Genomic DNA, 12209 nt, shown 5'->3' on the forward strand with positions numbered 1-12209 from the left:
GGCTTCGCCCATCTTTTAGTTTAATTTTGCATTATCTTGCTTTTTTAAAGCTTTTAATTTCGCCGGCGTAACATCAGTACCTTCTTCGTTAACAACTTTAATTCCTTTAAGTTCGTTTAACATATTTTGACGAAATCCTTTTAAATATTGTTCACGTAGCGATTGGCGCTCACGTTGTTCTTCTTCAGTTAAACCTTCAGCTTTTGCTTTTTTCGCTAAGAAGTTAATGCGTTCAATGAGTTCGTGACTTTGCATCTCGAATCCCCCTTTTACTCAAAACTGATTATTATCATACAATAGTTAGTCCTCTTTATCAAGCAATTGCTTTGTATATTCTACATATCTTCGATGTACAGTTGCTTTTGAAACATCATGACCAAAACCACGAAGTGTTGCTGCAATTTCTTCAAAAGTTAATTCATTCCGGCGTAAACGTACAATTTCCTCAATTGGCACTTCTTTCTTCTCTCGTCCTACACTTAAATGACGATTCTTCAAATTATTTTCTGGACGATAACCTTTTTCTACTGCACGCTGCATACCACGTTTAATTTTCAAGTTATGAATCTTTCTTTGATACTCTTCAACAATACCAATAATATCTAATACCATCGAATCAGAATCCGATAATTGTAATTCTCCATTATGCGTATGCGTGTATACCTTTATTCCCTCTTTATGTAAACAGTGCATTAATGCAATCTTTGCATTCCCCCTACCAAGGCGCGTTTCATCTTGTATGAGTAGCACATCAATTTGTTCATCTCGAATTGTATCTAGCACTTCTAATATACCGTCACGTTCAATCGTATACCCACTAGCCTGTTCTTCAATTACCTTAGCAACATTCATTTGATAGCGCTCAGCTAAATGCAACAATTCATCTTTTTGACGTAATAATGACGTTTCTTGCGCTTCTTTCGTTGTACTCACACGCACATAAATAATTGCATTCATTATGACCCCCTCTTTCTCACTATTATTTCCCTCCAGTGTAACATAAATTTGCCTTTTGTTCGAACTTATGTTTGTAGAATGTTTTTTCGCATGTTATACTTATTAATAAGAAAAATGAAAGAAAACGAGGTGTTAGAAAACATGGAAAAGTTAACGAAACGCCAGCAAGACATTCTCGACTTTATTAAGCTAAAAGTACAAGAAAAAGGATATCCACCTTCCGTACGTGAAATTGGTCAAGCAGTCGGCCTCGCTTCTAGTTCTACAGTGCACGGACATTTATCACGACTAGAAGAAAAAGGATATATTCGACGCGATCCAACAAAACCACGAGCAATTGAAATTTTAGGTGACGATCGAATGGATACAGAAACACAATCTGTTATTCAAGTTCCAATCATCGGAAAAGTTACTGCTGGATTACCGATTACAGCAGTTGAAAGTGTAGAAGATCACTTCCCACTTCCAGCTAGCATTGTTGCTGGAGCAGACCAAGTGTTTATGCTACGTATTTCTGGAGATAGTATGATTGAAGCTGGTATTTTTGATGGGGATTTAGTTGTTGTTCGCCAACAACAATCTGCATACAACGGTGAAATTGTAGTCGCTTTAACAGAAGATAACGAAGCGACTGTTAAACGTTTCTATAAAGAAAAAGACCATTTCCGTCTACAACCGGAAAACTCTTCATTAGAACCTATCATTTTAAAACAAGTGTCAGTTATCGGAAAAGTAATTGGCGTATATCGTGATTTACATTAAGAATAATAAAAGAAGATAATTACCTTATTTATATACGGTAATTATCTTCTTTTTTGTATTTTGATAGATTTTCATACATTCTATTTCTTATGAACGAGTTTCAATCGTCACGTCGCCAGCAGCACTTTGCCCCGTTATAACTGCATCTTGTGGTTTTTCCAATAAAGTTATATCTACATCACCAGCAGTTGAGCTTGCCTCTACATCATATTTAGGATCATGATCCATAATATGCACTTCCCCACTAGCCGACTTCGCCGTTACTTTCCCTATTACTTTTTTAAAGTTCACCTCACCAGCTTTTGTAGATCCCTCCACACTCTTAGCTGTGACATGTTTCAAATCTACTTCTCCAGCCAGTGTCCCAACACTTACACGCTCACTTTTCACATCACTTATCTCTATTTGTCCAGCGGATGAATTGACTTTTATCTCTTGGTAAGAACGTTCAGGCACGAGGAGAGTTATTGTAGAAGTTTGAAACCTAAAATCGTAAAAAGAAAAATCAAATGAAGCACCTTTTTCTCTTTCCCCAATAATTTTTAATGTGTCACCATCTTCGGCAATACGAACCTCTTGTTTACGTGCATCTCCTGTGTACTTTACATAAAAAGAAGAGTCGGGAGATTTTTGGACAACAATATCCCCAGCGTCTAACTTAACTTCTATATTTTTTAATGTTTCGTTTTTAATAACATCTTCTTTGTTTCCTTTTTCTGCAGTTTGTACTGCTTTTTCATATGTTTGCGAAATCCCTATTACTCCAATAATGATACAAGCAATTGCTACTAACAATATTTTTTTCATCATCTACTCCCCTTTTATCATTTTGAAGTTCCATAACACATAACGTACGCATAACTTTTTAAACCACTTCGTACTATAATAAGCGATAATACATAACAACAAACCTACTCCAACAAACGTTATACTAACGAATACATCCAACCATATAAAAGTACCCATAAATACTTTTGCAATAACAAAAAATGGTGTCACTACACTAGCAATCCCACCAACCCAAAAAGAAAATATAAAAGCGATAATGGCAACTAACGGTCCTAATACAATAATGAAATTAAACAAACTAAGTCCAATCGCTGCCATGACAGCCCTTGTTATATTCGAAGTAGATGGGTCCTTTTTCATTTCATCAAAGCGATATAAAGCAAGTAAGTCTTTCGCAATTACTTTCGGAGAGCCAAGGCCTTTTATTATTTCCGATTCAGTTTTTCCTTCTTCTATCCCAAACTGAAAATGCTCTTCATAATCAAATAAAATATCTTTCCTCTCTTCTTCCGGTAACTTTCTAAGATGACTCGATAATTCTTTAAGGAACTGTTCTTTACTCATCCCACTCCACCCCTTCAATAATTTCTTGTACGCCTTTTGCAAAATCACGCCACTCTGTTACTAACAAATTCAGTTGTGTTTCCCCTTGCTCAGTTAGTTGATAATATTTACGAGGCGGCCCCTCCGTAGATTCTTTCAAATACGTTTGAAAATACCCTTCTTTCGTTAAACGACGTAATAATGGATACACTGACCCTTCCGATATTAAAAATTTATTTGAGATTTGCTGAACAAGTTCATAACCGTAACAATCTTTACGTTTCACAAGTGCCAAAACACACAGTTCTAACACACCTTTTTTAAACTGAACGTTCAAAGTCAATCCCCCTTTCTCATTTCAGTACTGTTCAATACACGGTACCCGTTATATCCATAATATACCACTTAGTATTATTCATTGCAAGGTACTATATTTTTCGATACTTAATTTTCGAATTAAATACACCCACTTCATATTTCAACTTTTACATTTTCATTCATAGCTAGCACGCATTTTAAATAATCCACATGACTTTTTTGCGGGCACCCATCCAGTTCATTTCACAAACCTCTATTTGCCCATAAATAAAAAAAGCCCTGATACCGTAGTATCAAGGCTTTTCTTTCTCTTAGTATAGAGACATATATTGATCGCGTTCCCATTGGTGAACTTGCGTGCGGAAGATGTCCCACTCAATCTCTTTCGCTTCGATGAAGTGCTCAAGTAAATGCTCTCCTAGTGCACCACATACTACTTCATTAGATTGTAATGTAACTAATGCTTGCGCTAATGTTGCTGGTAAGTCAACGATACCTGCTTCTTCGCGCTCTTCTTTTGTCATTACATAGATGTTACGGTCTACTGCAGCTGGTGGAGTTAATTTGTTTTTAATTCCATCAAGACCTGCTGCTAATAATGTAGCCATTACTAAATATGGGTTTGCAGCTGGGTCAACACTACGTACTTCTACGCGTGTACTAATACCACGAGATGCAGGGATACGTACTAATGGGCTACGGTTTTGTGCAGACCATGCTACGTAACAAGGAGCTTCGTATCCAGGTACTAAACGTTTGTAAGAGTTTACAGTTGGATTTGCTATCGCTGTAAATGCTGGTGCGTGTTTTAAAATACCTGCGATGAAGTGACGAGCATCATCACTTAATTGTAAGTCACCGTTTTGATCGAAGAATACGTTCTCACCATTTTTGAATAGTGATAAGTTACAGTGCATACCTGAACCGTTCACACCGTATAATGGTTTCGGCATAAATGTTGCGTGTAAACCGTGTTTACGAGCAATTGTTTTTACAACAAGTTTGAATGTTTGAATGTCATCACATGAGCGAATTGCATTTGCATATTTAAAGTCAATTTCGTGTTGCCCTGGAGCAACCTCATGGTGAGATGCTTCAATTTCAAAGCCCATCTCTTCTAGTTCAAGAACGATGTCACGACGACAGTTTTCCCCTAGATCCATCGGCGCAAGGTCGAAGTATCCACCGTTATCGTTTAATTCTAATGTTGGATTTCCTTTTTCATCTACTTTAAATAGGAAGAATTCTGGCTCTGGTCCAAGATTGAAATCTGAGAATCCTAAAGCTTCCATTTCTTTTAACACACGTTTTAAGTTGTTACGTGGGTCTCCATCAAATGGAGTGCCATCTGCATTGTAAATGTCACAAATTAGACGTGCAACTTTACCTTTTTCAGCAGTCCATGGGAAAATCACCCAAGTATCTAAGTCAGGATATAAATACATATCAGATTCTTCAATACGTACGAAACCTTCAATCGAAGATCCATCAAACATCATTTTGTTATCAAGAGCTTTCGTTAATTGTCTCACTGGAATCTCTACGTTTTTAATTACTCCTAAAAGGTCTGTAAATTGTAAACGGATATACTTTACATTCTCTTCCTCCGCCAAACGGAAAATATCTTCTTTTGTGTACCTAGCCATTATAAATTCCTCCTTAGTCCCTCTAAACACCTTCAGAATCAGTTCTATTTAGTGAAAAAACCTTGAAATATCCCCTTGTCGCAATGAAGTACGATTAAATCTACCTGTATGTTGTAGTTCATCTCGAAGTATTTTGCGAAGCTCAGTTTTTGAAATTTCTTTCGTTTCTTCTTTTACTTTCACTGTTTCTGTTTGATTTTCTTTCATTAGTAACACTTGTTTAATACCAGCCATATTCAAGCCTTGATCTAATAAATCTTTAATCTCTAACAACTTATCTACATCGTTAAATGAAAATAATCTACGATTCCCCTTTGTACGGGTTGGAGAAACAAGATTATGCTCTTCATAGTAGCGAATTTGACGTGCAGATAATTGTGTTAAATCCATAACAATACCAATAGGAAACAGCGGGGCAGAACGTCTATCTTCTTTCATTGTTTCAGTTCCTCCTTCGCCTTAACTGCTTCTCATTTTATACCATGTTATGTTTAGTGTCAATAGATGTTAGCTTTTCTTACATGATTTTTTTATAAATTTTTTCATTCTTTTTTCTAATGAAATAAATCATTACTTTCACAAGAAAAAAGCTGTCGAAATCGACAGCTTCCCCTTAAGAAATTGTTAATAATTCTTTTTCAATTAATGCATCAATTGCAGAACAAATCGCAATTTTTACATGTGAATAAGTTAACCCACCTTGCACGTAAGCAACATAAGGCGGACGAATTGGACCATCAGCTGACAATTCAATACTTGCACCTTGAATAAACGTTCCCGCAGCCATAATTACATCATCTTCATAACCCGGCATATAGTTGGCATATGGAGTGAAGTGAGAATTAATCGGAGATGCATATTGAATCGCTTGGCAGAATGCAATCATACGATCTTTATCATCAAATTGAACAGACTGAATTAAATCTGTTCGTGGCGCATTCCATGCTGGTGATGTATTCATTCCTAACTTCTCTAAAAATGCAGCTGTAAAAATCGCACCTTTTAGTGCTTGTCCCGCTACATGCGGCGCTAAGAAGAAACCTTGATACATTTCTTGCAGACTGTATAAAGATGCCCCCGCTTCCGCTCCAATTCCTGGAGATGTTAAACGATATGCACACGCTTCAACATACTGTTCTTTACCAACGATATAACCACCAGTTTTAACAATTCCACCACCAGGGTTCTTAATAAGCGAACCTGCCATTAAATCTGCACCAACATGACATGGCTCTTGCTCTTCAATAAACTCGCCATAACAATTATCTACAAATACAACAACATCTGGTTTAATTTCTTTAACAAACGCTATCATCTCTTCAATTTGAGAAATAGTAAATGACGGACGAGTAGCGTAGCCTTTTGAGCGCTGAATACCAATCATCTTCGTATTACTATGAATTGCAGCCGCAACAGCTCCCAAATCAACAAGCCCCTCTTCAGTAAGCGGAACTGCATTATAACCAATATTATATTCTTTAAATGAACCTACACCTTTTCCGCGTACACCAACGATTTCTTCTAACGTATCATACGGCTTGCCAGTGATGTACAATAACTCATCTCCTGGACGCAAAATACCGAATAACGCTGTAGAAATAGCGTGAGTACCTGAAATAATTTGTGGACGAACAAGACCAGCTTCCGCTCCAAATACATCCGCATACACTTTTTCTAACGTATCACGGCCAATATCATCATAACCGTAACCTGTCGTCGGAATAAAATGCGAATCGCTAATTTTATGTTTGCGAAAACTTTCTAATACACGAAACTGATTACTTTCAATTACTTCATCCGCACGTTTATGTACTTCTGTAATTTGGCTTTCTACTTCTTTTACGATTGGAGCAATTTTTTCTCCATTTTTCAAACGATCAAACATTTTAATTTTCTCCTTCTTCCACTAAAAATCTCTTTAATTGCACATTAAGCGATGAATGAGCAAAAATATACCCTACGCAATCATATACAAATTTATCTTCTAAAAACTCCATCTTTGTTAAAAGTGTTTCCGTCTTCAATAACGTTAACAACTTACCTTCACTCGGAGGAATTTCCACTTGATAACAATTCATTTCTTCCTTCATTTTCGTTTCTATCGCTTCTTTTATATGTAATAAATCATTTTCTTCAAAAGCACTAGTCATTAAGAAGTCATTTTTCGGAAACGGAATAAAATTTTGATGTAATTCATCTTTTTTATTATATAACGTAATAATAGGAATATGATTAATTTCAAGTTCTGACAATAATTGCTTTACAGTTTTCTCATGCCCTATATAGTTAGGATCTGCAGAATCAACTACATGTAAAATAACATCCGCTTCACCAGCTTCTTCTAATGTCGAACGAAAAGCCGCAATTAATGACGTGGGCAAATCCTGTATAAAACCAACCGTATCAGTTAGTAATACTGCATAACCAGAAGGTAATGGCATCTTCCTTGTTGTCGGATCTAGCGTTGCAAACAACAAGTTTTCTTCAAATGTATCAGCTTCCGTTAATCTATTAAACAGCGTAGATTTCCCCGCATTCGTATATCCTATTAACGAAACTTGAAATACTTTATTATCTTTTCTTCTCTCACGATATCTTTTTCGATGCTCCACAACAACTGCAAGTTGTTTCTTTATTTCATCAATACGTGATCGAATATGACGTCGATCCGTCTCAAGTTTCGTCTCACCTGGTCCCCTTGTCCCAATACCACCACCAAGACGTGACAAAGACAACCCTTGCCCCATAAGACGCGGCATTGTATATTGCAACTGAGCTAACTCTACTTGAAGCTTACCTTCCCTCGACTTCGCACGTTGCGCAAAAATATCTAATATGAGTTGCGTTCGATCAATTACCCTCGCATCTAATACTGAGGATAAATTCCGAATTTGACTCGGCGTTAATTCGTTATTAAATACAATAACATCCGGTTCTAATTCTTCAGTTAACATTGTAAGCTCTTCTAATTTACCTTTACCTATATACGTCGCCGGATGAAACTTCGGTCGTTTTTGCGTTGTAGACACTAACAATTCTGCTCGCGCAGTCTTCGCTAGCGATGCAAGCTCTTTCATGGAATGCATAAATTTTTCATCATCTTCTTGCGGCAATTGACAGCCCACTAATATGACTTTTTCTTTTTCTTCCATCAAATATGTTCACTCATCCTTTTCGAAATTTAAACCTTCTAATATAATAGCAGAGGAAGCACATTTCATCTAGTTAGCGGGGGAGAAAATTCATGGCATGGGAGATTTTTAGCATCATAGGCACAATTGCTTTCGCACTAAGCGGGGCCATTGTTGCAATGGAAGAGGATTATGATATTTTCGGGGTGTATATTTTAGGAATGGCGACCGCATTTGGGGGAGGTGCCCTTCGTAATTTATTAATCGGTTATCCGATTGTCGCGTTTTGGCAACAAGACATGTTATTCCAAATCGCACTTTTATCAATGACAATTATTTTTCTTTTTCCAAATAAATTAATTAGACACTGGAAAAAGTGGGAAAACATCACTGATGCTATCGGCTTATCAGCATTTGCCGTACAAGGAGCATTATATGCCCAGAAATTAAATTTACCAATTAGTGCTACAATCGTAGCAGCTGTTTTAACTGGCATTGGCGGCGGTATTATCCGCGATCTTTTAGCCCGTAGAAAACCTCTCGTCCTTCGAGCTGAAGTATATGCTTTTTGGACGATTCTAGCAGGTTTCTTAATCGGCGCTCAAATTATTGTTAGTGATTGGGCTTTATACACCTTATTCATTTTAATTGTTTGCTTCCGCATGGTTTCTATTCATTACAAATGGCATTTACCACATAGACGTATCGACACAAACGAACGTTCAGTGCATAAATAGCAATCCAACCTCTTTACAGATCGTAAAGAGGTTTTTCTTTTCTAACGAGTTTTTCTTTACATAATGTTTATACTAATCCTCAAAGCGAGGTGAATATAAATGACAAACCATGTTAATAAAGGTGCTCAAAAAAGCTCAGTAGATCAAATTGGACATGATCCTAATTCTGCACACGAAAAAAGCGCTAAAATGGAGCGCTTCCATAAATCTTATCAAGAAAAAGCAAAAAAATAGTACAAGCACTTATAAAGAAAAAACAGACGCACAGTTTACGTACTGTGCGTCTCCTCTTCAAGCATCAAATCGCTACTTGATATCCCAATTAAATCATATTTATCATACGTATCCCCTTGCAACAAGCGCATAGCCTGTGTACGAATCGATTTTTCAACAATATTCCGTACATATCGTCCATTACTAAACGATGTAATTTGCGACGAGTACTTTACAGCATGTAAATGATCCCTAAATTTCCATTCAGCCTCTTTCGATAACTGGTATTCACGCTCTTCATACATCCTCTTCCCAATTTCTAACAGCTGATTTACTGAGTAATCCGCGAATTCAATTATAAATGGAAAACGGGATTGCAGCCCTGGATTTAACGAAAGAAAGTGATTCATCTCTCTTGAATATCCGGCTAAAATTAATACAAAACCATGTTGTTTATCTTCCATGTGTTTTACGAGCGTATCAATTGCTTCTTTCCCAAAATCTTTCTCTCCCCCTCGTGCTAATGAATACGCCTCATCAATAAACAAAATACCTCCCATTGCTTTTTTTATTAAATCTCTTGTTTTTTGAGCTGTATGACCGATGTATTCCCCTACAAGATCCGCACGTTCAGCTTCAACTAAATGCCCTTTTGATAGAATATTCATCTCAAACAACAATTTCCCTATCATTCTAGCAACAGTTGTCTTCCCTGTACCCGGATTTCCCTTAAATAGCATATGGAGTACTTGTTTCTCAGACTTCAACCCTATTTCTTGTCTTTTTTTATTCACATAAATCCAAGCATATATTTCTTTTATTATCTTTTTTATATCATCCATTCCAACGAGCTTTCCCATCTCTTCTTCAATTCTTTGCAGCATCTCATGTTTCGTAGTAGTTTCACTTGAAATTACCGTTTTATTTTCCGCAGCCGATAAAGAAATTTTCTTTCGATGATTTAACACAATGTTAATTTGATTATTATTTTTCTTTCGCATCGATTGTTCCATACAATCACCTCATTTTATCCTGCATGAACAGGCAATAAGACTCCCACCTCAAAATTCAGCAAACGCGAGGAAGTTAGACGAAAGATAACTGCCTGTAAACGCCCGATTGGTTCAACTAATAATCAAAGGGGATAGACAAATACCCCCTGATTAAAGTTTCACTTTATCCACTCACCAAATATTATTATTCCCGTCTCCCTTGCAAATGACTATTTTCAGAAAAGTTTGCTATAATATAAGAAATAATGAAGGTGGTGGGACTATGGAGACAACGGAATTCCATGATACAATACAAGCCTTTTCTATTTTTTTATTGAATAAAGGCCGCAAACCTTCAACCATTAAACGTTATGTTTATGACATTGAAGATTTCGGACATTGGTTAGAAAAAAACAAAAAGCTCCCTTCCAGTAATATATGGGCTACACTTTGTACAAAAGACTATGAAGATTACTTTTCCGATTTAAAAAAGAATCGACATTACTCAGAGAAAACGATGCATCGTGTATTTATTGTATTAAATAGAATGCATCACTTTCTAAACATCCCTAATCCATTAAAGAACATGGAAATTTCTATTCAACCAGACCGCACACTTCGTAATGAGGATTTCATTTCATCTGATGAAGAAAAAAGATTAAAGCATATAGTCACTTCATTAGAAGGACTTTCAGAAAAACAACGTCCTGTGCGCCCTTTACTAATGGATCGCAATATCGCTATTTTAAACTTATTAATCGACTACGGATTATCCTTACAGGAACTTACAGCATTAACCATGCAGCACGTCCACTTTGAAACGAACAGATTATCTATCTCAGCAACCGCAGGGATAGAAAGAACAATTACATTAACTAGCGAAGACAAAAAACAACTATATACTTATTACAAAAGCATCCCAGAGCCCGTTCGTCCAAAATACCATAGTAATGACCCATTATTTATTGCATTTGATTTTAATCGCGGAACATACAGATGGGTATACGAAAATGATGCACCAAAGGGATTAACAGAAATCGCTATCCAAAAAATGATTCGCCTTGAAGTATCTAGAGCTAATTTACGTAAAGGAATCTCAGGACAACACTTTCGTAACACCTATATTTTAAACTTAATAAAAAAAGAAACTCCAGAATCAGAAATTATAAAATTAGTTGGATTTAAATCAAAAGTTTCACTCAAACGATATTATCAGTACGCAGAAAATAGAAAAAACGCCTTATCCTAAGGCGTTTTTTCTATTTTTTCTTTAAACAAACGATTTTACTATGACCATTTAACTAATTTTTGCATCTACTATGATGAGTTTCGTTCATATCCTCATGAGAAAGGAGAGATTTAATGTCTCATTATAACGACAGTCAGAACAAATTCTCCAAACCATGCTTTCCAAGTAGCGCCGGACGAATCCCAAATACTCCATCAATCCCAGTTACTAAGGCACAACTTAGAACATTCCGCGCGATTATTATCGATTTAACAAAAATAATTCCAAAACTTTTCGCAAATCCATCTCCTCAAAATATTGAAGATCTAATCGATACATTGAACCTACTAAGTAAATTTATTTGTTCACTAGACGCTACTTCCTCCCTGAAAGCACAAGGGTTAGCTATTATTAAAAATTTAATAACTATATTAAAAAATCCAACCTTCGTAGCAAGCGCTGTATTTATCGAGCTTCAGAATCTAATTAATTATTTACTATACATTACAAAATTATTCCGAATCGACCCTTGCACACTTCAAGAGCTTCTTAAATTAATAGCAGCATTACAAACTGCTTTAGTTAATTCCGCTTCATTCATTCAAGGACCTACTGGACCTACGGGGCCAGCTGGTGCTACTGGCGCTACTGGTCCTCAAGGGCCTCAAGGTAACACGGGTGCCACTGGTCCTCAAGGTGCTCAAGGTGCCACTGGGCCTCAAGGGCCTCAAGGTAACACAGGTGCTACCGGCGCTACTGGTGCCACTGGTTCTCAAGGGCCTCAAGGTAACACAGGTGCTACTGGTGCCACTGGTTCTCAAGGGCCTCAAGGTAACACAGGTGCTACCGGCGCTACTGGTGCCACTGGTTCTCAAGGGCCTCAAGGTAACACA

At 36.8% G+C, this 12209-nt stretch carries 14 protein-coding genes and 1 pseudogene; 5 read left to right on the plus strand and 10 right to left on the minus strand.

Annotated elements, in window-relative coordinates; all coding sequences use genetic code 11:
- Nucleotides 1-15: 15 nt before the first annotated feature.
- Entirely contained in the window at nt 16-255 is a 240-nt protein-coding gene (locus PDL00_RS17075) for a DUF896 domain-containing protein (protein WP_001190582.1), read from the minus strand.
- A gap of 45 nt (nt 256-300) precedes the next feature.
- Nucleotides 301-957: a YneB family resolvase-like protein gene (locus PDL00_RS17080; protein WP_242256229.1), complete on the minus strand. Its 657-nt coding sequence runs from the start codon at nt 955-957 to the stop codon at nt 301-303.
- Nucleotides 958-1098: 141 nt separating this feature from the next.
- On the opposite strand from PDL00_RS17080, the gene lexA reads away from it, so the two are divergent.
- On the plus strand, nt 1099-1719 hold the full coding sequence (gene lexA, locus PDL00_RS17085; protein WP_060631883.1) for a transcriptional repressor LexA: 621 nt from the start codon (nt 1099-1101) through the stop codon (nt 1717-1719).
- 102 nt (nt 1720-1821) lie between these two features.
- On the opposite strand, the pseudogene PDL00_RS17090 reads toward lexA, so the two are convergent.
- From PDL00_RS17090 to hflX, 7 genes and pseudogenes are all read right to left on the minus strand, one after another.
- A pseudogene (locus PDL00_RS17090) lies at nt 1822-2529 on the minus strand (DUF4097 family beta strand repeat-containing protein); the annotation flags it as partial.
- Complete coding sequence (locus PDL00_RS17095) at nt 2530-3072, minus strand: DUF1700 domain-containing protein (RefSeq protein WP_242256232.1); 543 nt, start codon at nt 3070-3072, stop codon at nt 2530-2532. It abuts the pseudogene before it with no gap.
- Nucleotides 3065-3388: a PadR family transcriptional regulator gene (locus PDL00_RS17100; protein WP_001102620.1), complete on the minus strand. Its 324-nt coding sequence runs from the start codon at nt 3386-3388 to the stop codon at nt 3065-3067. The genes PDL00_RS17095 and PDL00_RS17100 overlap by 8 nt, the downstream gene beginning before the upstream one ends.
- A gap of 292 nt (nt 3389-3680) precedes the next feature.
- On the minus strand, nt 3681-5015 hold the full coding sequence (gene glnA, locus PDL00_RS17105; RefSeq protein ID WP_242256234.1) for a type I glutamate--ammonia ligase: 1335 nt from the start codon (nt 5013-5015) through the stop codon (nt 3681-3683).
- A gap of 48 nt (nt 5016-5063) precedes the next feature.
- Nucleotides 5064-5453 (minus strand): transcriptional repressor GlnR, encoded by a 390-nt coding sequence (gene glnR / locus PDL00_RS17110; RefSeq protein ID WP_000656784.1) that lies wholly within the window; start codon nt 5451-5453, stop codon nt 5064-5066.
- A 175-nt stretch (nt 5454-5628) separates the two neighbouring features.
- Nucleotides 5629-6900, minus strand: coding sequence for a methionine gamma-lyase family protein (locus tag PDL00_RS17115; protein WP_270730342.1), 1272 nt, complete (start codon nt 6898-6900; stop codon nt 5629-5631).
- Nucleotide 6901: 1 nt separating this feature from the next.
- On the minus strand, nt 6902-8167 hold the full coding sequence (hflX, locus tag PDL00_RS17120) for a GTPase HflX (protein WP_270730344.1): 1266 nt from the start codon (nt 8165-8167) through the stop codon (nt 6902-6904).
- Nucleotides 8168-8259: 92 nt separating this feature from the next.
- Here hflX and PDL00_RS17125 point away from each other — a divergent pair, with 92 nt between their 5' ends.
- Together PDL00_RS17125 and PDL00_RS17130 are read left to right on the plus strand one after the other, a co-directional pair.
- Complete coding sequence (locus PDL00_RS17125; RefSeq protein ID WP_048544241.1) at nt 8260-8883, plus strand: trimeric intracellular cation channel family protein; 624 nt, start codon at nt 8260-8262, stop codon at nt 8881-8883.
- Nucleotides 8884-8982: 99 nt separating this feature from the next.
- Nucleotides 8983-9117, plus strand: coding sequence for a hypothetical protein (locus PDL00_RS17130; protein ID WP_256943109.1), 135 nt, complete (start codon nt 8983-8985; stop codon nt 9115-9117).
- A gap of 35 nt (nt 9118-9152) precedes the next feature.
- Here PDL00_RS17130 and spoVK read toward each other — a convergent pair whose 3' ends face one another.
- Nucleotides 9153-10109 carry a stage V sporulation protein K gene (gene spoVK / locus PDL00_RS17135; RefSeq protein WP_270730346.1) on the minus strand — a complete coding sequence of 319 codons (957 nt, stop codon included), beginning with the start codon at nt 10107-10109 and terminating at the stop codon, nt 9153-9155.
- Nucleotides 10110-10371: 262 nt separating this feature from the next.
- Between spoVK and PDL00_RS17140 the strand changes: the two genes are divergently transcribed.
- Entirely contained in the window at nt 10372-11337 is a 966-nt protein-coding gene (locus PDL00_RS17140) for a tyrosine-type recombinase/integrase (RefSeq protein WP_270730348.1), read from the plus strand.
- Between the two features lie 113 nt (nt 11338-11450).
- Nucleotides 11451-12209: collagen-like repeat preface domain-containing protein (locus PDL00_RS17145; RefSeq protein ID WP_270730350.1), on the plus strand; the 759-nt coding region annotated here is incomplete at its 3' end.

The sequence above is a fragment of the Bacillus cereus group sp. TH152-1LC genome (assembly GCF_027710505.1).
Classification (GTDB): domain Bacteria; phylum Bacillota; class Bacilli; order Bacillales; family Bacillaceae_G; genus Bacillus_A; species Bacillus_A mobilis.